The organism is Mycobacterium sp., from assembly GCF_040398885.1.
In the GTDB taxonomy this organism is placed as follows: Bacteria; Actinomycetota; Actinomycetes; order Mycobacteriales; family Mycobacteriaceae; genus Mycobacterium.
Window position 1 is genome coordinate 3,500 of sequence record NZ_JBBATF010000017.1, and the last position, 26,016, is coordinate 29,515.

Sequence of the window (26,016 nt, forward strand, 5' to 3'; positions counted from 1 at the left end):
CCTGATGGCGCAGAAACCCGGCCACGAGGTCGACGGCACGCCCTTCTGAGGCCGCTGCGGCAGGACCCCCGGCACCGGGTTTGGCGTCCCGGCGAGGCGCCGCGGCCGGCGCGCGCAACGACCCGCCGGGCGTTAGTCTGAGGATGGTCGCGACACCGTACCGAAGTGGAATCGCCAGGAAAACGGGGTCTTCGACACGGATCGGCATGGCCTAATCTATGATTGCCATTAGGAGAAGCTGAGAGGCCGAGAGATCATGTCGCCTGGTCGCCGCGTCAAGGACGGGCTGCGTGCCGGCGCAGCCGCGTTCGGCGTGGCCGCGGGCTTTATGGTGCTGGCCTCCACATCGCAGACCCCCGACGGCTTCGTCCACGCCGGCTTCGGCGGCCCGATGGACGTGTTCAGCCCGGCCGGCGCGGCCGACGTCTTCGCAGTCGGCGACGTCACGGCCGACGGCGCCTCCGAAATCACCGCCCTGTTGAAAGGGCCGACCAGCCCCAGCGCCCAGATTCCCGACTCCCCGATCCGGGCCGCCTTCGAGGCCGGAGCCACGGCCGCGCCGACCCAGCCCAGCCCGATGCCGTTCGTCGATCCGACGGCGGCCCCGGCCCTCAAGGATGCGGCGATCCTCCCGGTCAAGCCGGTGGTCAGCCCGCAGGGCGAGGTCGATTGCACCGGATCGGTGAGCTGCAAGACCGACCCGACGACCAAGATCACCACGGTGACCTACCCCGACGGCGTCGTGGCGATCGTCCAGAAGATCAACGACCTGACCGTGGTCGCCTACAAGACCCTGACCGATGTGCTGCCCGACGAGGTCAAGGCCCTGCTTCCGCCGGTGCCGACCTCCAGCCCGGTGGTGCTCGCCGCCCCGCCGCCGCCGCCGACCCCCTCGGTGGCGCCGGCGCCCCCGCCCACGCCGTCCACGCCGTCCACGCCGTCCATGGAGCCGTCGCCAGAGAACACCGCACCGAGCTTCGATCCCGGGCCGATCGCACCCGAGCCCGACGGCCCGGACGCCGCCCAGCCGGGGAAGGGCAGCGGCCCGCGGATCAACGTGGTGCGGCCCCCGATGGACTTCAGCCCCGACTCCGACGCCGGCGCCGGCGGCACCGGCGGGTCCGACGGCCAGAAGCCGAACTTCCCGGTCCTCGGCAAGGTCAAGGACGCACTCGATTCGGCTGTCGATGCCGTGACCGGTGCGGTCGGCAAGGCGCTCAAGCCGGGTGCGTCGGTCAAGCCGCCCGGGCCGGCGGACTCCCCGGGCCCGAACCCGAACCCGAGCCCGAGCCCGTAATCGGCTACTGGCCGTTGGCCATTCGCTCCAGCCGCGCGATGCGGTCCTGCATCGGCGGGTGGGTCGAGAACAGCTTGCCGATGCGCTCGCCCGAACGGAACGGGTTTGCGATCATCAGGTGCGCCTGATCGGCCAGCTGCGGGCTCGGCGGCAGCGGGGCCTGCTCCACCCCGCCGCTGATCTTGCGCAGCGCCGAGGCCAGCGCCAGCGGGTCGCCGGAGAGTTGCGCGCCGGACTCGTCGGCCTGGTACTCCCGCGACCGGGAGACCGCCATCTTGATGACGGTGGCGGCGAACGGACCCAGCAGCGAAACCAGCAGCATGGCAAGGGGATTCACGCCGCCCTGGCGCCCGCCGCCCCGCATGCCGGTGAACATCGCCATCTGGGCCAGGCCGGTGATCACCGACGCCATCGCGCCGGCGACACAGGAGATGAGGATGTCGCGGTTGTAGACGTGGGACAACTCGTGGCCCAGCACCGCCCGCAGTTCGCGCTCGTCGAGGATGTTCAGGATGCCGGTGGTGCAGCAGACGGCGGCATTGCGCGGGTTGCGGCCGGTGGCGAACGCATTGGGACTGGCGGTGTCGCTGATGAACAGCCTCGGCATCGGCTGGTGGGCCGCGGTGGCCAGTTCCCGGACCATGGCGTAGATCTCCGGCGCCTGCACCTCGGTGACCGGCTGGGCCTGCATGGCGCGCAGGGCGAGCTTGTCGCTGTTGAAGTAGACGTAGGCGTTCATGCCGATGGCCATCAGAACCGAGAGGTACATCACGTTGCGGCCGAACAGCCCGCCGACGAAGACGATCAGCCCCGACATCAACACCAGGAGCAGAAAGGTCTTCATCCGGTTGGCGGTGGGGTGCCAGGTCATCTCGGTCCTCCTCAGACGGCTCTCGGCAGAGTAACGCCTCGGGCGGCCACGAGAGTTCCGGATCGGGTCAACCGTGTCGGGTAACCGTGTAGTCCACCAGCGAGGCCAGCGCCCGCCGTCCGGGCACGTCGGGCAGCTGGGCCAGCTCGGCGCGCGCCTGGGCGGCGTATTGCTGGACGGTCGCCTTGGCCGCGGCGATCCCCCCGGAGGCCCTCAGCAGCGTCAGGGCCTCGTGGACCGCGTCGTCGTCGGTGAGGGGACTCTTGAGCAGCGTCCGCAGCCGGTCGGCCGCGGGCCCGGTCTCGGCCAGGGCGAACAGCACCGGCAGGGTGTGGACCCCTTCGCGCAGGTCGGTGCCGGGCAGTTTGCCGGACTCGTCGGGATCGCTCTCGATGTCGATGATGTCGTCGGAGATCTGGAAGACCGTCCCGACGATCCCGCCGATGCGGCCCAGCCGCTCCACCTGGTCGACGGGGGCGCCGGAGAACGTCCCGCCGAGGCGGCCGGCGGCCGCGATCAGGCAGGCCGTCTTCTCCGAGACCACCTTCAGGTAGTGCGACACCGAATCGTCACCGGCCGCCGCGCCCTTGGTCTCGCGCGCCTGCCCGGTCACCAGCAGGGCGAAGGTTTCGGCGATGATGCGCACCGCGTCGGTGCCCAACCGGGCCACCAACTGCGACGAGGTGGCGAACAGATAGTCCCCGGCAAGGATCGCGATGTTGTTGCCCCACCGGGCGTTCGCCGACGGGGCGCCGCGGCGCAGTTGGGCTTCGTCCATGACGTCGTCGTGATACAGCGTGGCCAGGTGCACCAGTTCGATGACGGCGCCGGCGGTGGTGACCTCCCAGCAGTCCGGATCGGGGCCGACGTGGGCGGACAGGACGGTGAACAGCGGCCGGAACCGCTTGCCGCCGGCCTGGAAGAGGTGGATGACCGCCTCGGCCATCACGTCGTCGGCGCCGCGCAACTCGGTGGCGATCAGGTCTTCCACCCGGGCGACGCCGTCGCGCACACTCTGGGCGAACACCGGGTCGCCGAGTTCGACTCCTGCCACCATGCTCGCCGGTGTGATCACGGTGCCAAGATACTGGTCATGGTGGAACCGCTTGCATCTGAGGTCGACCTGGCACCGCGCATCGGGGCCGACGTCGTCGTCGTGGGCGCGGGACCATCGGGCTCGTCGGCCGCCGCCTGGGCCGCCCGGGCCGGCCACGAGGTCCTGGTGATCGACGCCCGCGAGTTCCCCAGGGACAAGGCGTGCGGCGACGGGCTGACCCCGCGGGCCGTGGTGGAACTGCGGCGGCTGGGCCTCGGCGACTGGCTCGACGGGCAGATCCGCCACGACGGGCTGCGGCTGGCCGGGTTCGGCGGCGAGGTCGAGGTGCGTTGGCCCGGCTCGTCGTTCCCCGGCGCCAGTTCCGCGGTGCCCCGAACCGAACTGGACGACCGCGTGCGCAAGGCAGCCGAGTCGTCCGGGGCGTCGATGCTGCTGGGCTGCAAAGCCGTTGACGTCGAACGCGATCCGGCCGGGCGGGTCGGCGCGGTGGTGTTGTCCGATGGTCGCCGGGTCGCCTGCCGCTGGCTGATCGTGGCGGACGGGGCACGCTCCACGCTGAGCCGGCTGCTGGGCCGGCAATGGCATCAGCAGACGGTGTACGGCGTGGCCGCCCGGGCCTACCTGGGCTCTCCCCGGTCCGCGGAGCCGTGGATCTACTCGGATCTGGAACTGCGTGCGGTCGACGGGCAGGTGCTGCCCGGCTACGGCTGGATCTTCCCGCTGGGCAACGGCGAGGTGAACCTGGGAGTGGGAGCGCTGGCCACCGCCAAGCGTCCCGCCGACGTGGCGCTGCGCCCGCTGATCGGGCACTACGCCGAGTTGAAGCGGGACGCCTGGGGGTTGGACGGGCCGCCGAGGGCGGTGTCCACCGCCCTATTGCCGATGGGCGGGGCGGTGTCCGGGGTGGCCGGGCCCAACTGGATGGTGGTGGGCGACGCCGCGGCCTGCGTGAACCCGCTCAACGGCGAGGGCATCGACTACGGATTGGAGACCGGCCGCCTGGCCGCCGACCTGATCGGCGCCCCGGACACGGCCCGGGCGTGGCCGGCGCTGCTGCAGACGCACTACGGCCGGGGCTTCTCGGTGGCCAGGCGACTGGCGCTGCTGCTGACGTTGCCACGGTTCCTGCCGATGACCGGCCCGAGGGCCATGCGCCACCCGGCGCTGATGGAGGTCGCGGTGCGCGTCATGGCCAATCTGGTGAGCGAGCAGGACACCGACCTGGTGGCCCGGGCCTGGCGGGTGGCCGGCGCCGGCTCCCGTCTGGCGGATCGGCGCAAGCCGTTCAGCTGAGGCCGGGCACGGTGGCGAGGACGTCTATCCCGGTTTGACCGCGCCGTGCAGGGCGACGATCCCGCCGGTGAGGTTGCGCCAGCGCACCTCCGACCAGCCGGCCTCTCCGATCCTGCGGGCCAGCCCCGCCTGGTCGGGCCAGGCCCGGATGGACTCGGCGAGGTAGACGTAGGCCTCCGGGTTGCTCGACACCGCGCGTGCCACCCTGGGCAGCGCCTGCATCAGATACTCCTTGTAGACCTGTGCGAACACCGGCACGGTCGGCGTGGAGAACTCGCACACCACCAGCCGGCCGCCGGGCCTGGTCACCCGTGCCATCTCCCGCAGGCCCGCGTCGAAGTCGACGACGTTACGCAGGCCGAAGCTGATGGTGACCGCGTCGAACGACTCGTCGCCGAACGGCAGACGGGTGGCGTCGGCGGCGACCTTGGGGACAGCCCGGCGCCGACCCGCATGCAGCATGCCCACCGAGAAGTCCGCGGCCAGGCACCAGGCGCCGGATCTGGCCAGTTCCACGGTCGACACCGCGGTCCCGGCGGCCAGGTCCAGCACCGCCTGTCCGGGGGCGATCCGCAGGGCGTCCCGGGTGGCCCGGCGCCAGTGCCGATCCCGGCCCAGCGAGAGCACCGTGTTGGTGACGTCGTAGCGGCGGGCCACCCCGTCGAACATCGACGCCACATCGCGCGGGTTCTTGTCCAGGGATGCGCGACTCATCCCCAGACGCTATCAAGCGTGACGCTTGCCGGCCTCCGCGATCTGTCGGCTCCGGTCCACCATTCGCTCACTGAGATTGATCAGCCGGTCCTCGTGACCGGCCGGCATGGTGTAGGCCAACTGCCGGAGTTCAACGGCAAAGACCTGCAAATCCTGGCGAAACGAATCGTCGTCCATGTCGGACGCCTCCTCCCCAGTGATTAATAACGCAATCGAATCTTATTGTGCTGGTTAGAGTTTCGGGGCCCCGGCCCTACCGCCAAGTGTGCTCCGCCGGATGCCGGGACGAAAGAGCTCTTACCAACAATTCAGATGAACTTTGTGTTTCCGGCCTGTTGCGGAATCGGGGGGCGCCGTTCCAGACGGAGCAGCCCGGCCATCAGCACCGCGCCGATCAGCCACGCCGCCGCCGCGGTGGAAGCGGCCGGGACGATCGCCAGCGTGGCGCTGCGATTCTGCACCCGGACCAGATCGGGGTCGTTCTTGTCGTACTCGACGTAGATGCGCATTCCGGTCGCCAGTTCCGAGGGGTACAGCACTCCCAGCTCGGGCCTGTGGGTCACCCGGTCGGCGGTGACGAACTCGATCGTCGAGCGACGCGGCCCCGCGGAGAGCACCTCGGCCTCGGCGACCCCGAGATTGCGTTCGATCCGACGGTCGTTGCGCCACGCACCGGCCACCAACAGGACCGATTGAAGTGTCACGATGGCCATCAGCACCCACACCACGATCTTGGCCCAGCGCAGGAGTGAACACCGCCGATCGAACGAGTCCGGCACGTCGGGATCGCGGCCGGCGAGCACCGCCGGCAGTGCACGCACCCTGCCGATGCGCCGCCCCGTCAAGACAGGGCCACCCGGATCGCGGCGTGCAGCTGCCGCAGCGAGGACCGGTCGGCTTTAACCTCCAGCACCCGCATCCCCTCGTGCGGTTCGTCCAGGGCGGCACGGAGATCACCGACCTCGATCTGGCGGACCTCCACGTGGTAGGCCCGGCACAGCGCGCCGACGTCGACGTCGTGCGGGGTGCCGAAGATGCGCGAGGACACATCGGAGAACCGCGGATCACCCTGCTCGAGCAGTTCGAAGATGCCGCCGCCGTTGTCGTTGGACACCACGATGGTGAGGTCGTCCGGGGTGGGCTCGGTGGGGCCGATCAGCAGGCCGGACGCGTCGTGGACGAAGGTCAGGTCACCGAGCAGCGCGACGGTCCGGCCGGGATGGGCCAGGGCGGCGCCGATCGCGGTGGACACCGTGCCGTCGATCCCGGCCACCCCGCGGTTGGAGCGCACCGCGATGCCGTCGACGCACAGGCCGGCCAGGGCCACGTCACGGACCGGATTGGAGGCGCCCAGCACCAACTGGTCGCCGGGTCGCAGCGCGGCGGCCACCGCGGCGGCCACATGCAGTCCGGTGGTCAGCGGGTGTGCCGCCAGTTGATCGCGCACCACCGCGGTGACCTGTGTGTGGGCCTCCCGGGCGCGTCGCAGCCAGTCCGGATCGGGAGTGCCGACGGGCTCCGCCCGCGTTCCGGTGGCCATCGAGTTACCGGACACATCGGGCCAGCGCGGCCCGGTGGTCAGCGCGTAGACCGGGATCCGGGGATCGGCCAGCAGTGCGGAGACCGGCCGGTGCAGGGTGGGCCGGCCCAGCATGACGACCTGCCTGGGCCGCAGCCCGGTCAGGGCCAACGGATGCAGCGGGGTGGCCGGGTGCGGCGCGGTGGGCTCGGCGACGGTCGGCAGGTGCGCCAGGTTGGGGTGTGTGCCGGCGCCGTGCCCGGCGATGACCACGGTGTCGGGTGTGAGGTCGATCTCGAGGGGCTCGTCGAAGGTGACCGGCGGCGTGTAGGTCCAGGGCTTACCGTCGGGGCGGCCGGACGGGAAGTCGTCGGGATTCGAATCGGCTTCCGGCACAAGGGGTTCGCGTAGCGGGATGTCGAACTGCACCGGCCCCGCGTTGGCGCTGCGCGCCCCGGTGGCGGCGGTCAGGACTCGGCAGGTGGCCGATCGCCACTGCGCGTTGAGGGCGGCGAGCGCTTCGGGCCGGTCGGTGTCGGCGGCGAGGCCCAGGCTGATCGCGGCGCGGGCCTGACTGCCGAAGTAGCCCAGCTGTTCCATGGTCTGGTTGGCGCCGGTCCCCAGCAACTCGTACGGCCGGTTCGCCGACAGGACGATCAGCGGCACCCGCGCGTAGTTGGCCTCCACCACCGCCGGGCCCAGGTTGGCCACCGCGGTGCCGGAGGTCATCGCGATCGGCACCGGCCGGCCGCTGCCGGCGGCCAGGCCGATGGCCAGGTAGCCGGCGGTGCGCTCGTCGATGCGCACGTGCAGTCGCAGCCGGCCGGCCCGGTCGGCGTCGGCGAGGGCGAACGCCAGCGGCGCGTTGCGCGATCCGGGGCAGAGCACGACGTCGCGAACGCCGCCGCGGATCAGTTCGTCGACGACCACACGGGCCTGAGTCGTCGAGGGATTCACCCCTACAGGGTGGCACAACCCCCTCGGGCGCTATCTGAGCGTTCCGGCGAAGAAGTCCAGCACGGCTTTGTTCACGGCGTCGTGACGCTCCAGGAAGCCCAGGTGGCCGGTGTTGGCGATCTGCACGAAACGGCCCCGGGGGATGGCGTCGGCCACCTCCCTGCCCAACGCCGGGGGGGTGATCACGTCGTCGGCGAACCCGATGACCAGGACTTCGTTGGCGATCGCCCGGTAGGCCGGCAACCGGTCCTCCACCGGCGCGACACCGAGTTGGGCCCGCCAGCCGGGGCTGTACCTGAGCGGGAACGCGGTGAACATCTGCAACCACTCGTCCACGGCCGGGGAGTTGATCGTCTTGGGCGAGAAGTTCTCCAGGACACGGACTTTCGCGGCGAAACCGTTAGGCAACTCGATGCCGGCGTCGGCCAGTTCCAGGTCGGCGGTCCGGAATGCGATGCGGGTGGCGTCGATGCGGCCGCGGGTGCCCATCAGCGCCGCCTGCCGGACCAGATCGGGCCGGGCCAGCATCAGTTCCTGGGCGACGAAGGCGCCCATCGACAACGCGACCACCCGGGTGGGGCCGCCGATGACCGTCTCGATGACGTCGACGGTGTCGGCGACCATCTGGGCGGTGGTGAACCCCTCGGCGTCCGCGGTGGCCCCGACACCCCGGTTGTCGAAGGTGATGCAGCGGTAGCCCGCCTCGAGGAAGACCGGAACCTGATGGATGTGCCAGGTGCGGCCGGCCCCGCCGGTGCCGGCGATGAACAGCACCGGTTCACCGGCGCCGGTGTCGTCGTAGGCCAGATTGGTCACCGCGCGACGGTAGCGCCGGGGCGATCGCCTGACAAATGCCCGCCTTCGACCGCGACCAAGCCTTGTAAGATCACGCTCGTCCCGAATTCTTTTCATCGCACGTGATTCGGAGGCTGGTTTGAACCTCCCGCCGCCCGACCGAGCGAATCCGCTCAGACTTGGCTTTGCGAGAGCCAGGAGACTCCTGGCCGGCCCGCCCCGATTCGATTCGGCCGCCTACTGGGAGGACCGATACCGCAGCGGCGGTAACTCCGGCGCCGGATCGTACAACCGGCTCGCCGAATTCAAGGCAGAGATACTCAACGATTTCGTCGCCGCCAACGGGATCGAGACGGTCATCGAATTCGGTTCCGGCGATGGCGCGCAACTGGAGTTGGCGAGTTATCCGCATTACACCGGAGTAGATGTGTCGCCGACCGTTGTCGCAGCCGCGAGGAAGCGGTTCGCGACGGATCCGTCGAAGCGGTTCCTGCACACCACGGAGGTGACTGGAAAACACCGGGCCGATCTTGCCCTCTCGCTCGACGTCATTTACCACCTCGTCGAGGACGACGTCTTCCACTCGTACATGCGGATGCTGCTGGCTTCTGCGGACAGATACGTCATCGTCTACTCGAGTAATGCCGAAAGGCCCCGGCCGAATCCACATGTGAGTCATCGTGAATTCACCCGATGGATCGACACACACGGACCCGATTTCAAACTCATCGAACGAGTGCCGAACAGATTCCCGCACACCGGGGACGATCCCGACAACACGAGCTTCGCCGACTTCTACATCTTCGAGCGCAGAAGTTCCCCGCCTACCCCAGCCAGGGCCAGCAGTCCTTAACCCGGGCGACCCACCAGTCACTCCGGCCGGCCGGCGCGGCCAGGGCCGACAGCCGGTCCGGGTCGGGGACGACGGCGTCCACCGGCAGGAACCCGTCGACGACGGTCACCTCGGCCACGTCCTCGACGAACAGGGCTCCGGTGCCCAGCCCGCAGGCGTGGTCGAGTCGCGGCAGCGCGGCCGCGGCGGCCAGTCCGGCGGCCATGCCGACCGCGGAATCCAGCGCGCTGGAGACCACCACCGGGACGCCGATTTCCTCAGCGATGCCCAGCATCGCGGTGACTCCGCCGAGCGGGGCCACCTTCAGGACCGCTACGTCGGCGGCGCCGGCCCGCACCACCGCCAGCGGGTCCTGCGCCTTGCGGATGCTCTCATCGGCCGCGATCGGGACCCCGACCCTGCGGCGGACCTCGGCGAGTTCGGCGACCGTGCGGCAGGGCTGCTCGATGTACTCCAGCGGGCCGTCGGCGGTCAGGGCGTGCGCCGCGGTCACCGCCTCGTCCACGCTCCACCCGCCGTTGGCGTCCAGCCGCACCGTCGGCACCGCGGCGCGCACGGCGTTCACCCGGGCCACGTCGTCGGCCAGCGTCTGCCCCGGCTCGGCGACCTTGACCTTCGCCGTCGTGGCGCCGGGGAAGCGGGCCAGCACCTCCGGGACCCGGCCGGGGGCCACCGCCGGCACGGTGGCGTTGACCGGGATGCGCGTCCGCCGCGGCGACGGCCTTCGGCCGTAGGCGGACTCGATCCCGGACGCCAGCCAGTGCGCGGCCTCCGGCGGCGGGTATTCCAGGAAGGCGCCGAACTCACCCCAGCCGGCCGGGCCGTCGATCAGCGCGACCTCCCGCGCGGCGATGCCGCGGAACCGGACCCGCATCGGCAGCGCGACGACGTGCAGGCGGTCCAGCACGTCGGCGAGCGACGGCATCACCGGGCGCGCCGCGCGGTCAGATGGCGCGTTCGCGGTTCTCCCAGTAGGGCTTGCGCAGATCCCTCTTGAGCAGCTTGCCGGTGGGGTTGCGCGGCAGCACGTCGGTGATGTCGACGCTGCGCGGGCACTTGTAGCCGGCCAGCCTCTCCTTGCACCAGGCGATCAACTCCTCCTGCGTGGCCTGCTGACCCGCGGAGAGTTCGACGACGGCTTTGACCGACTCGCCCCACTTGTCGTCGGGGATGCCGAACACCGCGGCGTCCATCACGGCGGGGTGGTCGGTGAGCGCCCGCTCGACCTCCACGGAGTAGATGTTCTCGCCGCCGGAGATGATCATGTCCTTGAGCCGGTCCTCGACGAAGACGAACCCGCCGTCGTCGAGGCGGCCGATGTCACCGGTGCGGAACCAGCCGTCCTCGGTGATCGCCTCCTTGGTGGCCTCCGGCTTGTTGTGGTAGCCCTCCATCAACTGCGGTGTGCGGAACCACAATTCACCCGGCTGGCCCTGCGGAACATCCTCGAGGGTATCGGGGTTGACCACCTTCACCTCGACTTTGAGCACGGGCTGGCCGGCGCTGGTGAGCCGCTCGGGGCGGGATTCGTCGCGGTGCGCCTGCGGGGACAGCACCGTGACCGCGCCGCACACTTCGGTAAGGCCATACACCTGGACGAAGTCGGTGTCGGGGAAGGCCTCCAGGGCCTGCCTGAGGAGGGCCGGCGGCATCGGGGAAGCCCCGTAGGCGAATGTGCGCAGCCGGTTGAACAGCTTGATGGCGTCTGGTCCCATTTCCATCACCTTGGCCAGCACCGCCGGTACCAGGAAGGTGCGAGTGGTGCCGGCGAGCATGGCCCCGGCCAGTGTCGCACCTTCGACCTCGCGGGTCATGTAGCTCGGAATGCCGGCGTTGATACCCAGTTGCGCGTAGGAGGAACCGCCGACGTGGAACAGCGGCATGGACACCATGTTGATGTCGGCGGGTCCGAAGTCGGCGAAGGCGCCGCCGGCGTTCAGGGTGTGGCCCACCAGGTTGGCCTGAGACAGCCTGATTCCCTTGGGGTTTCCGGTGGTGCCGGAGGAGTACATGATCACGCAGACGTCCTCGGGGGTGACGTCAGCGCCGCGGTCGCGCGGGGTGGCAGCGGCCAGCATCGCCTCGTACTCGTCACCCTCGCCGCCGTCGGGGGTGACTGTGATGACGTGCTCGACGTGCTTGAGGTCGCCACGGATCGCGTCGATCAGGTCCTTGAGTTCGGCTCCGACGATGACGACCTTGGCGCCGCAGTCGTTGATGACGTAGTCCATCTCCGAGCCGGCCAACCGGAAGTTGACGATCGCCGTGGCCGCACCCAGAGATGCCGCGGCTATCGTCGTCTCGATGCAGGCCGGATGGTTTTTGTCCAGGAAGGCCACCACGTCACCGCGGCCGATCCCGCGTTCGGAGAGCGCACCCGCCAACCGGCGGATGCGGTCGTAGAACTGCGCCCACGTCCAAGTCCGGTCGAGGTATATGACGGCGACGGAGTCGGGTTGGCTGGCCGCCCAGTGCGCCGGCCGGTCATCGAGAAAACGGGGTTCGGCAAGTGTCTCCACAGCCAGTAGCGTGCCATCTCCGGGCTGGACTCTCCACGGATTCGCCGCAATCGGTTGTCCGTTTGTCGTCCGCGACCATCTCCAGCCGGTCAACGGGTGCGGCGAACAGCACGTCATCGGAGTTACTCGTCCCTGGCCCGGAACTGGAACACGTTCTAATGTTGCACCATGACCGATGCCCGCCATCCGCTGCATTCCGGCCACCTGACGGTCGGCGCGCTCAGACGCAACAGGGACCGGCCGGTGCTCTTCCTCGGGGACACCACCCTGACCGGCGGGGAACTGGCGATGAGGATAAGCCAGTACATCCAGGCGTTCGAGGCTCTCGGGGCCGGCACCGGAGCGACAGTCGGGCTGCTGTCGCTCAACCGGCCCGAGGTGCTGATGATCATCGGGGCGGGACAGACCCAGGGCTACCGGCGCACCGCGCTGCATCCGCTGGGATCGCTGGAGGACCACGCCTACGTGCTGTCCGACGCGGGCGCGACGTCGCTGATCATCGACCCCAACCCGATGTTCGTCGAGCGGGCGGTGGGGCTGCTGGGGAAGGTCCCGTCGCTGCGGCAGGTGCTGACGCTGGGGCCGGTGCCCACCGAGTTGGCCGAAGTGGGAGTGGACCTGATCGCCGCGGCCGCCAAATACCCGCCCAAAGCGCTGGCCGCCGCCGAACTCCCGCCCGACCACATCGGCGGGCTGACCTACACCGGCGGAACCACCGGCAAGCCCAAGGGTGTGATCGGAACGGTGGGTTCGATCCTGACGATGACGACGGCGCAACTCGCCGAGTGGGAGTGGCCGCAGCACCCGCGGTTCCTGATGTGCACCCCGCTGTCGCATGCCGGGGCGGCGTTCTTCATCCCGACCATCGTCAAGGGCGGCGAGATGATCGTGCTGCCCAAGTTCGACCCGGCCGAGGTGTTGCGGGTCATCGAGGAACGCCGGATCACCGCCACCATGCTGGTGCCGTCGATGATCTACGCGCTGATGGACCACCCGGACTCCCACAGCCGCGACCTGTCGTCGCTGGAGACGGTGTACTACGGCGCCTCGGCGATGAACCCGGTGCGGCTGGCCGAGGCGATCGAGAGGTTCGGCCCGATCTTCGCCCAGTACTACGGGCAGTCCGAGGCGCCGATGGTGATCACCTACCTGGCCAAGGGCGATCACGACGAGAAGCGGCTCACCTCGTGCGGCCGGCCGACGCTGTTCGCCCGCGTCGCACTGCTGGACACCGACGGAAACCCGGTTGCCCGTGGGGAACCCGGGGAGATCTGCGTGTCGGGGCCGCTGCTGGCGGGCGGCTACTGGAACCTTCCGCAGGCCACCGCCGAGACGTTCCGGGACGGCTGGCTGCACACCGGCGACATGGCGCGCGAGGACTCCGAGGGCTTCTATCACATCGTCGACCGCGTCAAGGACATGATCGTCACCGGCGGCTTCAACGTCTTCCCCCGCGAGGTGGAGGACGTCGTCGCCGAGCATCCCGCGGTGGCACAGGTGTGTGTGATCGGGACCCCCGACGAGAAGTGGGGCGAAGCGGTGACCGCGGTGATCGTGTTGCGGCCCGGCCGGCCGGCCGACGCCGACTCGATGGCGGCCCTGACCGCGGAGATCCAGACCGTGGTCAGAGAGCGCAAGGGGTCGGTCCAGGCCCCCAAACAGGTTGTGGTGGTCGATTCGATCCCGGTCACCGCGCTGGGCAAGCCGGACAAGAAAGCCGTGCGCGCGCCGTTCTGGGCCGGCTCCGATAGGGCCGTCGGGTGACGCTGCGCCGCAAGCTCACCGAGACCATCGCCATGACGGGGATGCGGCCGCCACTGCGGGTGCCCACGACGCCCCGGATCCGGCTGCGCGGAAAGCGGGTGCTGATCACCGGGGCGTCCTCCGGGATCGGTGAGGCGGGCGCGGAACGGTTCGCGGCCGAGGGCGCGGAGGTGATCGCCGTGGCCCGGCGCGCCGAACTGCTCGAGGCGTTGTCCCAGCGGATCGCCGACGACGGCGGCACCGCCGCCACGATCACCTGCGATCTGGCCGACCTGGACGCGGTCGACGAACTGGTCGAGACCGTCGAGAACCGTTTCGGCGGGGTGGACATCCTGGTCAACAACGCCGGCCGCTCGATCCGCCGGCCGCTGGCCGAGTCGCTGGACCGATGGCACGACGTCGAACGGACCATGACCTTGAACTACTACTCGCCGCTGCGGCTGATCCGCGGTCTGGCTCCGGGGATGATCGAGCGCCGCGACGGCCACATCATCAACGTCGCGACCTGGGGCGTGCTCAGCGAGGCCTCGCCGCTGTTCGGTGTCTACAACGCCTCCAAGGCCGCACTGTCCGCGGTGAGCCGGGTCATCGAAACCGAGTGGGCACGCAGCGGTGTGCACTCCACCACGCTGTACTACCCGCTGGTCGCCACCCCGATGATCGCGCCGACCGAGGAGTACCGCGGAATGCCCGCGCTCAGTTCGCGGGAGGCGGCGGACTGGATGATCGACGCCGCCCGGCACCGGCCGGTGCGGATCGCGCCGCGCTTCGGGGTCAGCGCGCGGGCACTTGACGTCGTCGCACCCGGGGTGCTGAACGCGGTACTCAAACGTCAACGTATGCAACCGAATTGAGGTGACCATGGAGATTCTCGCCAGCCGGATGCTGCTGCGGCCCGCGGACTACCAGCGTGCGCTGACCTTCTACCGAGACAGCCTGGGCCTGGCGATCGCCCGCGAATATCCCGGTGGCACAGTATTTTTCGCCGGCCAGTCACTGATCGAGCTGGCCGGCCACGGCCGGCCCGACGATGCCGGCGGCAGCTCCGCCGGCGCATTGTGGCTACAGGTCCGCGACGTCTACGCGGTACAGGAGCAGCTACGGGAGCGGGGCGTCGCCATCGCGCGGGAGGCGCGCCAGGAACCGTGGACGCTGCACGAGATGCACGTCAGAGACCCCGACGGGGTCACCTTGATCTTCGTGCAGGTCCCGGAGAGCCACCCGATGCGACGGGCGGGTCCGATTTAGCGGCCGTTCTCCAGTGGCCAGCCGACCGAGGCCAGCCGCGCGGCGACCTGGCACATCTCCTCGGGGTTGGGTTCCTTCTCGATGACCTGTTTGATCGCGACGCGGATCTGCTCTTCGGTCACCGGCGTGTCGACATCCGCTTGGCGCACGATCGTCTGCACGGCTCTGATCACCTCGTCCTCGCTCAACGACCGCATCAGCAGTGCCAGCAGGGCGAAATAGTCCGTCTGCGGCACGCCGTGAGGGAAGCCCTGGTGGAGCCATCCGACGACGTTGTCGACGAAGCTTCCTTGGTGTTGAACCGACACCGTCATCTCACTTTCTCGGGAACATCGGGAACAGGTCGACCCCGAAGTGATGGATGATCGTCCCCCGGGTGATCCAGGCGACCGCGGTGACGATCACGACGGCGACGAAGAGGAACAGCAGGATTCCGAGGTACTTCAGCGGGGGGTTCGGCTTGTGGATGACATGGTCGGCCTCCTCACCGCCGGCGCCGTGCGAGTAGGCCAGCATCCCGGACGCGAAGACGGCGGGAAGCCCGGCGCCCAGGATCAGCCCCACGACGAGAACTTTGAAGATCGATTCCAGGTAATGCATTGGTCGTCCCCTTTCAGACCGAGAGCTTCGAGTTGGTCTTGGCGGCCCGGACGTTTTTCCCGCTGGCCTCGCGGACGTCGGCCGGCACCACGGAATTGGTCGAGTCGTCCCAGTCGGCGTTGACGTTGCTGTGGTCGACCTTCTGCTGCTGGGCACGCCACCACATGTAGAACGAGGTCGCCACCAGGATCGCGAAGATCACTCCGTCGCCGGCGAGACGCGAGCCGGTCAGATCCTTGACGAGAACCGAGAGCCCGTAGGACAGTGCGCCGACCAGGGCCGCGGCGGGCAGGGTCACCAGCCACGCGACGGCCATCCGTCCCGCGACCGACCACCGAACCTGCGCACCGGGCTTGCCGACCCCGCTGCCGAGGATGGATCCGGTGGCGACGTGGGTGGTGGACAGCGCCATGCCGGCCGCGCTGGAGGTCAGAATGATCGCAGCAGACGAAGCCTCGGCGGCCAGGCCCTGCGGCGAATCGATCTCCACCAGGCCCTTGCCGAGGGTCCGGATGACACGCCAGCCGCCGAGGTAAGTGCCCAGGGCGATGGCGAGGGCGCAGCTGGCGATGATCCACAGCGGCAGGCCGTCGTTCTTGACGTCTCCGGTCAGGTGCCCGGTGGTGATGAGGGCGAGCGCTATGACGCCCATCGTCTTCTGCGCGTCGTTGGTGCCGTGCGCCAGCGCGACCAGGGAGGCGGTGGCGATCTGACCCCAGCGGAAGCCGGTTTCGCGGCGTCGGTTGAGGACGTTGCGGGTTATCCGGTAGACCAGCCAGGTTCCGCAGGCCGCGACGACGCCGGCGATCACCGGAGCGGCCACGGCGGGGATCAGAACCTTCTGGGTGACGCCGGACCAGTTGACGCCGCTGGTCCCGAGTGCGGCCAGACCGGCGCCGATCAGGCCGCCGAAGAGGGCGTGGGAGGAACTCGACGGGATGCCGAACAGCCAGGTGAGCAGGTTCCACAGGATGCCGCCGATGAGGCCCGCGAAGATGATCGTCAGGCCCATCGACGCGTCGATTCCCGGCAGCAAGGCCCCGGTTTTGGTGTCCTGGACTTTCAGGACCGAGGTGGTGACGGTCAGGGCCACCTCGACCGACAGGAACGCGCCGACCAGATTGAGGGCGCCGGCCAGCAGCACCGCGACCTTGGGCTTGAGGGCGCCGGTGGCGATCGAGGTCGCCATGGCGTTGCCGGTGTCGTGGAACCCGTTGGTGAAGTCGAACGCCAACGCGGTGGCGATCAACAGAACCAGGATGATCATCTCGGTGCCCATGGCCTCATTCTGCGGTCACCCGAAGACTTTTGGGTAGTTCCCCGGGGAACTGGTGACCTTCGCCCACCTGCGCCTTTACCCTTTCCGACAAGGAATTCATCCGTCGTTCACCATGCGTACCGCCGGGCGTCGACGGAATGACCGGGAACGGGGGAATATCCCGGCGCGCGGGGGCGCCGGACCCTAAGATTTAGAGCGTCTGCAATCTGGAAGGGGACACGGTGAGCCGATTCCTCACCAGCATCGTGTCGTGGCTTCGGTTCGGCTACCCGAACGGGGTCCCGCACAACGACTACCTGCCGATCCTGGCCATCCTCTCCCGGCGCCTGACCGCCGACGAGATCGTCGCGGTCGCGCGCCAACTGCGGCATCTCCCCGAACCCGGACTCGTCGACATCGGGGCGGAGATCCTTCGACTCACCGACCAAGTGCCCAGGCCGGCCGAGGTCGAGCGGGTCCGGGCGAAACTGGCCGCGTTCGGCTGGCCGCTGGACGACCCGCGCGAGGCCGGGGAGGCCGGATAGCAACCCTGCGCGCGCTGGTCATCCCGCCGGGCCCGTCGGCGCTGTCGCTGCTGGCCGCGCTGGAGGGTGTGCTGGACGGCCGGGACGCGCCGCTGGCGCCGGTCCCGGGCGCGGACGTCCGGGAGAGCGAATTGCTGACCGCGTCGCTGCGGGTCGGCGAGGACATCGACGACGACGTCGCCCTGGTGGTCACCACCTCCGGCACCACCGGAACACCCAAGGGCGCGATGCTCACCTCGGCCGCCCTGATCGCAAGCGGCTCGGCCACCCACGACCGCCTCGGCGGCCCCGGAACATGGCTGCTCGCCCTGCCGGCCCACCACATCGCCGGGATGCAGATCCTGGTCCGCAGCATCCTGGCCGGCACGGTCCCGGTGGAATTGGACGTCTCGGAAGGCTTCGACCCCGCCGGGTTGGCCGCCGCGGTGGCCGAACTCGGGTCCGGCCGGCGCTACACCTCACTGGTGGCCAACCAACTGGCCAAGGCGCTGGCCGATCCGGCCGCGGCCGCCGCGCTGGCCGAGTTGGACGCCGTGCTGCTCGGCGGCGGCCCGGCGCCGGCTCCGGTGCTCGACGCCGCGGCCGCCGCCGGAATCAGGGTGGTCCGCACCTACGGGTCCAGCGAGACCGCGGGGGGCTGTGTCTATGACGGCATCCCCCTGGACGGGGTGGAGGTGCGCATCGACGATCCCGGCCCGGGCGGGGAGGGGCGTGTCCTGATCGGCGGCGCCACCCTGGCAAGCGGGTACCGGAACCCCCCCTCGGGCCCGGACCCGTTCGGCGAGCCGGGCTGGTTCCGGACCGAGGACCTCGGCTGCTTCGACGAGCACGGCCGGTTGTCGGTGCTGGGCCGCACCGACGACGCGATCAGCACCGGCGGCCTCACCGTCATGCCGGGTCCGGTGGAGGCGGTGATGAACCTCCACCCCGCGGTGGCCGAATGCGCGGTCTTCGCCGTGCCCGACGACCGGCTGGGTCAGCGGGTCGCGGCGGCGGTCGTGACGCCCCGCTCGGCGCCCGCCCCGACCCTGGCCGAACTGCGGGAGTTCGTGTCGCTGTCGCTCGATGCCACCGCGGCGCCCCGGGAACTGCACATCGTCGACGAACTGCCCCGCCGGGGCATCGGCAAACTGGACCGGCGAGCACTGCGCGACCGGTTCTCGAGCTGACGCCGGGAAACGGCGCCGGCAATGACGAGAGCATTACGTCAGGGCGGGTTGCGGCGGGATCACCGTTACTCTCGTTGACATGGCCGCGCGGGTCCTGATCGCCGACGACGACGCCGTGGTGCGCGACGTGGTCCGGCGCTACCTCGAGCGGGACGGACTCGAGGTGCGGGTGGCCGGGGACGGCAACGAGGCGCTGCGGGTGCTGGGAACCGAGCGCATCGACGTGGCGGTCCTGGACGTGATGATGCCCGGTCCCAACGGGTTGTCGCTGTGCCGCACCCTGCGCCAGGGGGGCGACTACACGGTGCCGGTGATCCTGCTGACGGCCCTCGGCGAGGAGGACGACCGGATCGCGGGCCTGGAGGCCGGAGCCGACGACTACCTCACCAAGCCGTTCAGCCCGCGCGAACTGGCGTTGCGGGTCCGCTCGGTGCTGCGCCGCGCCCCGGCCGCCCCGTCGACGGTGCCGCTGGAGATCACGGTGGACCAGTTGACGGTGTCGACCGCGTCACGGTCGGTGACGATCGGCGGCGCACCCGTCGGGCTGACCAACCGGGAATTCGACCTGCTGCTGTTCTTCATGACGCACACCGACACCGTGTTCTCCCGCGAGGAGTTGCTCAAGCGGGTGTGGAACTGGGACTTCGGCGACCTGTCGACGGTCACGGTCCACGTCAAGCGGCTGCGCTCCAAGCTCGGCCACCACCATCGCGTCCAGACTGTCTGGGGCCGCGGCTACCTGTGGCGGGGTGAGGCCGGCGGCGGTGACCGTGCCACTGCCTGAACTGCTTCGGGACGCCCTGCTGGCGCTGGGCTGTTCGCTGCCGGTGGTGCTGCTGGGTGGGCTGGTGATCCGGCTCGCGCGGGCGTGGTCGCTGACGGTGAGCATGGTGGCGCTGGTGCTGATCCCCACCCTGGCCACCCTGGCCGGGGTGTTCGGCGCCAGCCGTTTCATGACCGAACCGGACTTCGAGGCGATCGCGATAGTGCTGTTGATCGTGGCGGTGGTCACGGTCCCGTCGGCGGTGATGATGGCCCGCTTTCTCGCCCGAAGGACGGTGTGGGAGCAGGAGATCCAGGACGCGGAGGCGGCGGCCGAACATTCCCGCCGGCAGTTGGTCGCGTTCGTCAGCCACGATCTGCGCACCCCGCTGGCCGGCATCCGCGCTCTCGCCGAGGCGATCTCCGACGGCGTCGTCAGCGACGACGAGGTCCGGGTGCAGGCCAAACGGATCGAGCACGAGAGCATCCGCCTGCAGGAGATGGTCGACGACCTGTTCGAGATGGCCAAGATCAACGCCGGGGCGGTGAACGCACCCTACGACCGGGTGGCCCTCGACGAGGTGGTCGACGACGTGATGTCCGCCCACGGGATCGCCGCCGAACGGGCCGGGGTGGCGCTGGAGGCCGAACTGCCCGCCACCGCGGTCCGGGTCATCGGCAGCGATCGCGCTCTGGTGCGGGTGCTGTCCAACCTGGTCGCCAACGCGATCGCGCACACCCCGGCCGGGGGCAGGGTGAAACTCACGGTCGGGGCGGACCGGGAGGGCGCGTGGGCGCGGGTCGACGACACCGGGGTGGGGATCGCCGAGACCGACCTGCCGCGGGTGTTCGACGTCGCCTACCGCGGTTCCAACGACCGTGTGCCGCGCTCGGATTCCTCGCTGCCCAGCGGCTCGGGTCTGGGTCTGGCGATCGCGGCGGGCCTGGTCCGGGCCCACCGCGGATCGCTGTCGGCGCACAATCTGGACCGCGGCGCCCGCTTCGAGGTGCGACTGCCGCTGGCCGCCGACTGACCAGCACGTCCGGCGCAAGCATGTAGACAGCCATTCACGTGACGTTCACGCGCCGGCCGTCGTCCGGTACCCGACGGACCATACCCTCGGAACTCATGTGGTCCGCCTACGGTGACCAGCTCGCCGGTCTGACCGGTCAGCTGGCAGCCATGTGCCGGATGGCGGGCACTGCGATGGAGCGCGGTACCCGCGCCCTGCTGCACGCGGATCTGGTGCTGGCGGAACAGGTGATCGGCGACCACGAGGACATCACCGCCGCCGGCGCCACGGCCGAGGAGGCCGGCCTGGCGTTGCTGGCCCTGCGGGCGCCGGTCGGGCGGGATCTGCGGACGGTCGTCAGTTCCATCCAGATCGTCGCCGACATCCAGCGAATGGGCGCACTGGCCCTGCACGTCGCCGAGAGCGCCCGCCGGCGCCATCCGCGGCACGCCGTCCCCGAGGACGTCAGCGGTTACTTCGCCGAGATGGGCCGGATCGCCGTCGACCTGGGCGACAACGCCAGGCAGGTGATCGAGTCACTGGACCTGGGCCGGGCGCGCTACATCCGAGACGCGGACGACGCGATGGACGACCTGCACCGCCACCTGTTCAGCGAGATGACGGACCGGCGGTGGACGCACGGCACCACCGCCGCGGTGGACGTCACCCTGCTGAGCCGCTACTACGAGCGGTTCGCCGACCACGCCGTGGAGATCTCCCGCCGGGTGATCTTCGCGGCCACCGGCCAACTCGGGGCCGGCGGGTGGACCGAGGCCCGGGAGCCCGTGTGTCAGCAGTGGCACGCCGGCAGCCAGCCGGCGAGGGTTCGGCGCGCGGCGACCTGACGGGCGCGGCCCTCGTCGACAACGATCGGATCACCCGCCGCCCCCGCCTCGCCATGCGGGCGGGACGGCTGCGTCGAGCGGGGTGCCGGCCAGCGCGATGACCACCAGGCGACCGGACTCCCCCGGCCGCCAGGGCCCTGCCGGGCCGATGCTGCGGCGGCTGGCCACCCGGTGGACGACGGTGCGCAGGTCCGGCGAATCATCCAGTCGGACAATACCTTTGACGCGAAGCACCCCGGCGGGGAGGTCGTCGAGGAATCGTTCCAGATCCGACCGATTGATCGGCCGGTCCAGCGTCAGGCCGGCGCTGACGTAGTCGTGGTCGTGGCCGGGATCGCCGGGCGGGGGTGCGGCGTCGTGCCGGAAGCCCACCAGCGCGCCGACCGCGACCCGACCGTCGCGGGCGTGCAGCACCGGCACGCCCGGGGCGGCACGGTCCAGCCAGGCGTCGAGGTCGGCGAGTTGGTCGGGGCCGACCAGGTCGGTCTTGTTGAGCACCAGCACGTCGGCCGCGGCGAGTTGGCGCCGGATGGTGCGGCCCACCACGGGATGGCGCTCCCGGCGCCGCACCGTCTCGGCGTCGAGCAGAACCACGACGCCGTCCAGGTCGAAGCCCGGGGTGAGCGCATGGTGGGCGATCGGGGCCGGGTCGGCGATCCCGCTGGCTTCGATGATGACGTGATCGGGCGGGTCGTCGCGGTCGCGAACCGACCACAGCGCCGTCATCAGATCGCTGCCGATCATGCAGCACACGCAGCCGTTGGTCAGCGTGATGGTGTCGCCGTCGGCGGCGGCGATCAGGTCGCCGTCGATGCCGATGTCCCCGAAGTCGTTGACCAGCACCGCGATCCGGCGTCCCGCCGCCTGGCCGAGCACCTGGTTGAGCAGGGTCGTCTTGCCCGAACCCAGATAGCCGCCGATGACGGTGACCGGGATGGGCCGACTCACCCGCGCGCGGCCTGGAACACCTGGCCGCCGACCACGGTGCCCCACACCTCGATGTCGCGGATTCCCATCGGGTCCACGTCGAGCGGAGAGTCCTTCAGCACCGCGAAGTCGGCGAACTTCCCGGCCTCGATGGAACCGATCTCGTGGTCCATGCGCAACTGGAACGCCCCGCCGATGGTGGCGGCGTACAACGCCTCGTAGGGGCTGATCTTCTCGTGCTCGCCCAGCACCCTGCCGCTGGGGGTGACCCGGTTGACCGCACACCACATCGTCATCAGGTGACCGATCGGAGTCACCCCGGAGTCGCTGTGGAACGACAGCGGAACGCCCGAGTCCAGCGCCGTACGGCAGGCCCACATTCCGCGCGCACGCTCGGGGCCCATGGTCTGTTCGTAGTGCTGGTCTCCCCAGTACCAGATGTGGTTGGTGAAGATGTTGGCGCAGATGCCCAGCCGCCCCATCCGGCGGTACTGGGCCGCGGTGGTCATCTGCGAATGCTGCAGCACGTGGCGGTGATCCAGCCAGGCGTCGGTGCGCAGCACCTCCTCGACGGCGTCGATGAACACCTCGCCCGCGCCGTTGCCGTTGCAGTGGCAGTGCACGTTGAGCTTTCGGGCGTGGAACGCCCGCACCGCGCCGAGCAGGTCCTCCGGAGAGAACAACAGCAGCCCGTGGTCCTCGCCGGTGAAGTAACCGGGCTCGTTGACCACCGCCGTCCAGCCCTGGATCGACCCGTCGGCGACGAGTTTGACACCGGGCGCCCGCAGTTTGTCGGACTCGATGTCGCGCAACTTCGCGGCGGCCTCGGCCACCGCGGTGTAGTCGACCGCGCTGCCCGGCATGGCGGGCAGGTTGTAGAGCACCATCCGCGCCGGGAACGTCGGGTCGTTGACGGTGTCCTGCCAGATCTTGGCCTGGTCCGGCGCGATCAGCAGCATGCCGACGAGTTCGGTGGACGTGGTGACTCCGGCGTTGCGGCACATCGCGGCGTGGATCTGAATCGGCTTGGCGCCCAGGCCGGCCGCCATCAGCTTGTCGAAGGCCGACTTGGCCAGGCTCATCGCCGGGGCTTCCTGCAGTTCGCCGTTGAGCTCTCCGTCGGGGTCGCGGCCCACACCCGGTGTCGGGGATTCCCTGGTGATCCCCTCGGCCTCCAGCAGCGCGGTGTTCACCGTCGCCAGATGCCCGCTGGCGTGCCGGATGAAGATGGGCCGGGCGGTCGACACCCGGTCGAGTTCACGTCTGGACAGCCGGGGCAGGTCCGGGAAGTAGATCGGGTCAAAACCGTTGGCCACCAGTACTTCTCCGGGCGGAAGCCGGGCATCCTCGGCCTTGAGGCGTTCGATGAGGTCCTGGTAGCCGCGGATCGGCGCGGTGCTGCTGCCGTCCGACAGCGGATAGGGGTGGTAGCCGACGAACGGCATCATCTCGCTGGCACTGTCGGCGGTGTGACCGTGCGCCTCGACGAACCCGGGGATCAGGACGTGGTCGGCGAAGCGGTCATCGACGTCGGCCGGACCCCAGGCCCGGCACTCCTCCAGGCTTCCGGCGCACACGATGCGCCCGTCGCGGACCGCGACCGCCCGCACCTCGGGATTGGCCGGGTTCATCGTGACGACCTTGCGCGCAGTGAAAATCGTGTTCACGGAGTCCAAATCTAAGGTCACCCGGTGGTGTGCGCGGTGTTTCCCGGCAGACTCCGGCTCACTCGTCGAGTGTGCGGGACAGCCGTTCGGCGGCGCTGACGTAGTCCTCGATGAACTCCAGCACGACCTCGCGGGCCGGCTTGATCTTGTTCATCAGCCCGACGCCCTGGCCGACGAAGTAGGTCGACAGCGCCTGCGCGCCGGCGTGGCCGCCCTCGGCGAGCTTGTCGATCCGGCGCAGCGCCGGTTCGGCCACCATCGCCTGCAGCGGCAGCGGCAACGGCTGACGGCCCTCGGGATTGGGCGCCCAGGCGTCGGTCCAGTCCGAGCGCAGCTGCCGCGAGGGCTTTCCGGTCCGGCCGGCCGAGCGCACGGTGTCGCGGGAGGAGGCGGCCAGCATCTTCTGCTTGGTGTACGGCGCGGTCTCGGCCTCCTCGGTGGTCAACCAGACCGAACCGGTCCAGGCGCCGGCCGCGCCCATCGCCACGCACGCCGCCATCTGGCGGCCGGTGACGATGCCGCCGGCGGCGAGTACCGGAACGCCCCGGCCGCCGGGGATTTCGGCGATCGCCTCGAGCACCTCGGGGATGAGCACCAAGGTGGTGACCTCGCCGCAGTGGCCGCCGGCCTCGGTGCCCTGCACGACGATCAGATCGACACCGGCCCGCACCTGCTTGATGGCATGCTCCTTGGCGCCGACCAGGGCGGCCACCGGGATGCCGCGCTCCTTGCCGGCGTCGATCATGTAGTCCGGCGGCACACCCAGGGCGTTGGCCATCATCTTGATCGGATGGGTGAGGGCGACGTCGAGCAGTCCCTTGCCGGTGTCGCCGGAAAGTGCCGAACCGGCGACCCGCAACTCCTCGACCTCGATGTCGTGGGTCCGCAGCAGTTCGTTGATGAAGTCCCGGTGTTCGGCGGGGATGCGCTCGGCGAGCTGCTCGCGGGTGAGGTTCTCGCCCTTGCCCTCGTATTTGGCCGGGACGATGATGTCCACGCCGTAGGGCTTGCCGTGGACGTGGTCGTCGATCCAGGTCAGCTCCTGCTCGAGCTGGTCGGGCCGGAAGGCCACCCCGCCGAGGACGCCGAACCCGCCGGCGTTGGTCACCGCGGCGACGACGTCGCGGCAGTGACTGAAGGCGAACAGCGGGAACTCGATGCCGTACCGCTCGCAGATCTCTGTCTTCACCAGCCCAGTATGGACACGGTCCGGGAGCGGCGCCGGGCGCAGGCCGTCGCGGCACTAGGCTGCCGTGCATGGTTCGGGTGAGCATCGCGTTGCTGCTCGGTCTGCTGGCCGCGGTCGCCGTCGGAGTGGCCCGCGACGAGTGGCACTACTCCCCCGCGGTCGGCTGGATCACCGCGGCAGCCGTCTACCTGGTGTGGACTTGGTTGCTGGTGCTGCCACTGGACTCCGACCGGACCGCCGAGCACATCCGGAAACGCTACGAGGACGGCACACCGCGGCTGTCGCATCTGATCGTGCTGATCGCCAGTGTCGCCAGCCTGGGCGGTGTGGGCTATCTGCTCGCCGCCGAGTCCGGCCGCGATCGCCACCTCGGTGAGGCGCTGGTCGGCATCCTCAGCGTGATCGCCTCCTGGTTCGCCATCCACACCACATTCATGCTGCGCTACGCGCAGTTGTACTACCGCGGCGGCGAAGCCGGCACGGTGGATTTCAACCAGCCGGGTCACTACCGGCCCGACTATCTGGACTTCGCGTACCTCGCCTTCACCGTCGGAATGACCTACCAGGTGTCCGACACCAACATCACCAGCCGGACGATGCGCGGCGCGGTGCTCGCCCAGGCGATGGTGTCCTTCCTGCTCGGTGCGGTGGTGCTGGCGAGCACCATCAACCTCGTCCTGGAACTGGCCGGCTGATGGCAGGGGTCGCGCAGTGGATCGAGGGCGCACGTCCGCGCACCCTGCCCAACGCGGTGGCCCCGGTGATCGCCGGCACCGGGGCGGCGGCCTGGGCCGGCTCGGCGGTGTGGTGGAAAGCCCTTCTGGCGCTTGCCGTTTCACTGGCGCTGATCGTCGGTGTCAACTACGCCAACGACTACTCCGACGGTATCCGCGGCACCGACGACGACCGGGCCGGACCGCTGCGCCTGGTGGGCTCGCGACTGGCCACGCCGCGGGCGGTGCTTACCGCCGCGGTGGTGAGCCTGAGCATCGGCGCGGTCGCGGGCATCGTCCTGGCGGCGCTGAGCGCACCGTGGCTGATCGCCGTCGGCGTGCTCTGCATCGCCGGGGCATGGCTGTACACCGGTGGGTCGCGGCCCTACGGGTACGCCGGCTTCGGCGAGGTCGCGGTGTTCGTGTTCTTCGGCCTGGTGG

28 protein-coding genes are annotated in these 26,016 nt (G+C 69.9%); 13 read left to right on the forward strand and 15 right to left on the reverse strand.

Features of this window, described 5'->3' with window-relative positions:
• Positions 1-256 precede the first annotated feature (256 nt).
• Positions 257-1,297, forward strand: coding sequence for a hypothetical protein (locus ADBZ5U_RS03105; protein WP_526262257.1), 1,041 nt, complete (start codon positions 257-259; stop codon positions 1,295-1,297).
• Between the two features lie 4 nt (positions 1,298-1,301).
• Here ADBZ5U_RS03105 and htpX read toward each other — a convergent pair whose 3' ends face one another.
• Positions 1,302-2,168, reverse strand: a complete 867-nt coding sequence (htpX, locus tag ADBZ5U_RS03110) for a zinc metalloprotease HtpX (RefSeq protein WP_526262259.1) — start codon at positions 2,166-2,168, stop codon at positions 1,302-1,304.
• 67 nt (positions 2,169-2,235) lie between these two features.
• Positions 2,236-3,243 (reverse strand): nonaprenyl/(2E,6E)-farnesyl/geranylgeranyl diphosphat synthase, encoded by a 1,008-nt coding sequence (grcC1, locus tag ADBZ5U_RS03115; RefSeq protein ID WP_526262261.1) that lies wholly within the window; start codon positions 3,241-3,243, stop codon positions 2,236-2,238.
• Positions 3,244-3,261: 18 nt separating this feature from the next.
• Between grcC1 and menJ the strand changes: the two genes are divergently transcribed.
• On the forward strand, positions 3,262-4,518 hold the full coding sequence (gene menJ, locus ADBZ5U_RS03120; protein WP_526262263.1) for a menaquinone reductase MenJ: 1,257 nt from the start codon (positions 3,262-3,264) through the stop codon (positions 4,516-4,518).
• Between the two features lie 24 nt (positions 4,519-4,542).
• On the opposite strand, the gene ADBZ5U_RS03125 is transcribed toward menJ, so the two are convergent.
• The 5 genes from ADBZ5U_RS03125 to ADBZ5U_RS03145 form a co-directional block, all read right to left on the reverse strand.
• The gene (locus ADBZ5U_RS03125) at positions 4,543-5,232 is read right to left on the reverse strand and encodes a demethylmenaquinone methyltransferase (RefSeq protein ID WP_526262265.1); all 690 of its coding nucleotides are present in this window, start codon (positions 5,230-5,232) and stop codon (positions 4,543-4,545) included.
• A 12-nt stretch (positions 5,233-5,244) separates the two neighbouring features.
• Positions 5,245-5,409 carry a hypothetical protein gene (locus ADBZ5U_RS03130; RefSeq protein ID WP_526262267.1) on the reverse strand — a complete coding sequence of 55 codons (165 nt, stop codon included), beginning with the start codon at positions 5,407-5,409 and terminating at the stop codon, positions 5,245-5,247.
• 131 nt (positions 5,410-5,540) lie between these two features.
• The gene (locus ADBZ5U_RS03135; protein WP_526262305.1) at positions 5,541-6,044 is read right to left on the reverse strand and encodes a DUF3592 domain-containing protein; all 504 of its coding nucleotides are present in this window, start codon (positions 6,042-6,044) and stop codon (positions 5,541-5,543) included.
• Positions 6,045-6,073: 29 nt separating this feature from the next.
• Positions 6,074-7,708: a 2-succinyl-5-enolpyruvyl-6-hydroxy-3-cyclohexene-1-carboxylic-acid synthase gene (menD, locus tag ADBZ5U_RS03140; RefSeq protein WP_526262269.1), complete on the reverse strand. Its 1,635-nt coding sequence runs from the start codon at positions 7,706-7,708 to the stop codon at positions 6,074-6,076.
• A gap of 30 nt (positions 7,709-7,738) precedes the next feature.
• Positions 7,739-8,524 (reverse strand): alpha/beta fold hydrolase, encoded by a 786-nt coding sequence (locus tag ADBZ5U_RS03145; RefSeq protein WP_526262271.1) that lies wholly within the window; start codon positions 8,522-8,524, stop codon positions 7,739-7,741.
• A 118-nt stretch (positions 8,525-8,642) separates the two neighbouring features.
• On the opposite strand from ADBZ5U_RS03145, the gene ADBZ5U_RS03150 reads away from it, so the two are divergent.
• On the forward strand, positions 8,643-9,356 hold the full coding sequence (locus ADBZ5U_RS03150) for a class I SAM-dependent methyltransferase (protein WP_526262273.1): 714 nt from the start codon (positions 8,643-8,645) through the stop codon (positions 9,354-9,356).
• Here the strand turns inward: ADBZ5U_RS03150 and ADBZ5U_RS03155 are convergent.
• Both ADBZ5U_RS03155 and ADBZ5U_RS03160 read right to left on the reverse strand, forming a co-directional pair.
• Positions 9,328-10,284: an o-succinylbenzoate synthase gene (locus ADBZ5U_RS03155; protein WP_526262275.1), complete on the reverse strand. Its 957-nt coding sequence runs from the start codon at positions 10,282-10,284 to the stop codon at positions 9,328-9,330. The genes ADBZ5U_RS03150 and ADBZ5U_RS03155 overlap by 29 nt on opposite strands.
• A 16-nt stretch (positions 10,285-10,300) precedes the next feature.
• Positions 10,301-11,875, reverse strand: coding sequence for a long-chain-fatty-acid--CoA ligase (locus tag ADBZ5U_RS03160; RefSeq protein ID WP_526262277.1), 1,575 nt, complete (start codon positions 11,873-11,875; stop codon positions 10,301-10,303).
• 168 nt (positions 11,876-12,043) lie between these two features.
• On the opposite strand from ADBZ5U_RS03160, the gene fadD8 reads away from it, so the two are divergent.
• Genes fadD8 through ADBZ5U_RS03175 form a run of 3 tightly spaced genes read left to right on the forward strand, consistent with a single transcriptional unit; the run spans position 12,044 to position 14,887 of the window.
• A complete protein-coding gene (gene fadD8, locus ADBZ5U_RS03165; RefSeq protein WP_526262279.1) occupies positions 12,044-13,639 on the forward strand; it encodes a fatty-acid--CoA ligase FadD8 in 1,596 nt (531 codons plus the stop codon).
• On the forward strand, positions 13,636-14,493 hold the full coding sequence (locus ADBZ5U_RS03170; RefSeq protein ID WP_526262281.1) for an SDR family oxidoreductase: 858 nt from the start codon (positions 13,636-13,638) through the stop codon (positions 14,491-14,493). The genes fadD8 and ADBZ5U_RS03170 overlap by 4 nt, the downstream gene beginning before the upstream one ends.
• 7 nt (positions 14,494-14,500) lie before the next feature.
• Complete coding sequence (locus tag ADBZ5U_RS03175) at positions 14,501-14,887, forward strand: VOC family protein (protein WP_526262307.1); 387 nt, start codon at positions 14,501-14,503, stop codon at positions 14,885-14,887.
• Here the strand turns inward: ADBZ5U_RS03175 and ADBZ5U_RS03180 are convergent.
• The 3 genes from ADBZ5U_RS03180 to ADBZ5U_RS03190 are packed head-to-tail and all read right to left on the reverse strand — an operon-like array spanning position 14,884 to position 16,766.
• On the reverse strand, positions 14,884-15,201 hold the full coding sequence (locus tag ADBZ5U_RS03180; RefSeq protein WP_526262283.1) for a DUF3349 domain-containing protein: 318 nt from the start codon (positions 15,199-15,201) through the stop codon (positions 14,884-14,886). The two genes, ADBZ5U_RS03175 and ADBZ5U_RS03180, sit on opposite strands and share 4 nt — an antisense overlap.
• A 1-nt stretch (position 15,202) precedes the next feature.
• A complete protein-coding gene (locus tag ADBZ5U_RS03185; protein ID WP_526262285.1) occupies positions 15,203-15,487 on the reverse strand; it encodes a hypothetical protein in 285 nt (94 codons plus the stop codon).
• 13 nt (positions 15,488-15,500) lie between these two features.
• The gene (locus ADBZ5U_RS03190; protein ID WP_526262287.1) at positions 15,501-16,766 is read right to left on the reverse strand and encodes an inorganic phosphate transporter; all 1,266 of its coding nucleotides are present in this window, start codon (positions 16,764-16,766) and stop codon (positions 15,501-15,503) included.
• Positions 16,767-16,987: 221 nt separating this feature from the next.
• On the opposite strand from ADBZ5U_RS03190, the gene ADBZ5U_RS03195 reads away from it, so the two are divergent.
• From ADBZ5U_RS03195 to phoU, 5 genes are all read left to right on the forward strand, one after another.
• Positions 16,988-17,290 (forward strand): DUF3349 domain-containing protein, encoded by a 303-nt coding sequence (locus tag ADBZ5U_RS03195; RefSeq protein ID WP_526262289.1) that lies wholly within the window; start codon positions 16,988-16,990, stop codon positions 17,288-17,290.
• Between the two features lie 14 nt (positions 17,291-17,304).
• Positions 17,305-18,459, forward strand: coding sequence for an o-succinylbenzoate--CoA ligase (gene menE, locus ADBZ5U_RS03200; protein WP_526262309.1), 1,155 nt, complete (start codon positions 17,305-17,307; stop codon positions 18,457-18,459).
• A 79-nt stretch (positions 18,460-18,538) separates the two neighbouring features.
• Entirely contained in the window at positions 18,539-19,243 is a 705-nt protein-coding gene (locus tag ADBZ5U_RS03205; protein WP_526262291.1) for a response regulator transcription factor, read from the forward strand.
• A complete protein-coding gene (locus ADBZ5U_RS03210; RefSeq protein WP_526262311.1) occupies positions 19,230-20,255 on the forward strand; it encodes a sensor histidine kinase in 1,026 nt (341 codons plus the stop codon). The genes ADBZ5U_RS03205 and ADBZ5U_RS03210 overlap by 14 nt, the downstream gene beginning before the upstream one ends.
• Before the next feature lie 95 nt (positions 20,256-20,350).
• Positions 20,351-21,079 carry a phosphate signaling complex protein PhoU gene (gene phoU, locus ADBZ5U_RS03215; RefSeq protein ID WP_526262293.1) on the forward strand — a complete coding sequence of 243 codons (729 nt, stop codon included), beginning with the start codon at positions 20,351-20,353 and terminating at the stop codon, positions 21,077-21,079.
• 30 nt (positions 21,080-21,109) lie between these two features.
• Here phoU and ADBZ5U_RS03220 read toward each other — a convergent pair whose 3' ends face one another.
• From ADBZ5U_RS03220 to ADBZ5U_RS03230, 3 genes are read right to left on the reverse strand one after another with little or no spacing between them, the layout of a single operon-like run.
• A complete protein-coding gene (locus ADBZ5U_RS03220; protein ID WP_526262295.1) occupies positions 21,110-22,027 on the reverse strand; it encodes a CobW family GTP-binding protein in 918 nt (305 codons plus the stop codon).
• A complete protein-coding gene (locus ADBZ5U_RS03225) occupies positions 22,024-23,673 on the reverse strand; it encodes an amidohydrolase (protein WP_526262297.1) in 1,650 nt (549 codons plus the stop codon). Before ADBZ5U_RS03225 ends, ADBZ5U_RS03220 begins: the two co-directional genes overlap by 4 nt.
• Positions 23,674-23,731: 58 nt before the next feature.
• Entirely contained in the window at positions 23,732-24,862 is a 1,131-nt protein-coding gene (locus tag ADBZ5U_RS03230) for an NAD(P)H-dependent flavin oxidoreductase (RefSeq protein ID WP_526262299.1), read from the reverse strand.
• Positions 24,863-24,930: 68 nt separating this feature from the next.
• Between ADBZ5U_RS03230 and ADBZ5U_RS03235 the strand changes: the two genes are divergently transcribed.
• Complete coding sequence (locus ADBZ5U_RS03235) at positions 24,931-25,557, forward strand: DUF1345 domain-containing protein (protein WP_526262301.1); 627 nt, start codon at positions 24,931-24,933, stop codon at positions 25,555-25,557.
• Positions 25,557-26,016: 1,4-dihydroxy-2-naphthoate octaprenyltransferase (gene menA / locus ADBZ5U_RS03240; protein ID WP_526262303.1), on the forward strand; the 460-nt coding region annotated here is incomplete at its 3' end. The genes ADBZ5U_RS03235 and menA, both read left to right, overlap by 1 nt.

Coding starts and splice junctions, on each gene's coding strand:
- ADBZ5U_RS03125 (WP_526262265.1), bottom strand. CDS start 5,232: ATGAGTCGCGCATCCCTGGACAAGAACCCGCGCGATGTGGCGTCGATG.
- ADBZ5U_RS03105 (WP_526262257.1), top strand. CDS start 257: ATGTCGCCTGGTCGCCGCGTCAAGGACGGGCTGCGTGCCGGCGCAGCC.
- htpX (WP_526262259.1), bottom strand. CDS start 2,168: ATGACCTGGCACCCCACCGCCAACCGGATGAAGACCTTTCTGCTCCTG.
- ADBZ5U_RS03185 (WP_526262285.1), bottom strand. CDS start 15,487: ATGCATTACCTGGAATCGATCTTCAAAGTTCTCGTCGTGGGGCTGATC.
- phoU (WP_526262293.1), top strand. CDS start 20,351: ATGTGGTCCGCCTACGGTGACCAGCTCGCCGGTCTGACCGGTCAGCTG.
- ADBZ5U_RS03235 (WP_526262301.1), top strand. CDS start 24,931: ATGGTTCGGGTGAGCATCGCGTTGCTGCTCGGTCTGCTGGCCGCGGTC.
- ADBZ5U_RS03205 (WP_526262291.1), top strand. CDS start 18,539: ATGGCCGCGCGGGTCCTGATCGCCGACGACGACGCCGTGGTGCGCGAC.
- ADBZ5U_RS03130 (WP_526262267.1), bottom strand. CDS start 5,409: ATGGACGACGATTCGTTTCGCCAGGATTTGCAGGTCTTTGCCGTTGAA.
- ADBZ5U_RS03175 (WP_526262307.1), top strand. CDS start 14,501: ATGGAGATTCTCGCCAGCCGGATGCTGCTGCGGCCCGCGGACTACCAG.
- menJ (WP_526262263.1), top strand. CDS start 3,262: ATGGTGGAACCGCTTGCATCTGAGGTCGACCTGGCACCGCGCATCGGG.
- ADBZ5U_RS03190 (WP_526262287.1), bottom strand. CDS start 16,766: ATGGGCACCGAGATGATCATCCTGGTTCTGTTGATCGCCACCGCGTTG.
- fadD8 (WP_526262279.1), top strand. CDS start 12,044: ATGACCGATGCCCGCCATCCGCTGCATTCCGGCCACCTGACGGTCGGC.
- ADBZ5U_RS03180 (WP_526262283.1), bottom strand. CDS start 15,201: ATGACGGTGTCGGTTCAACACCAAGGAAGCTTCGTCGACAACGTCGTC.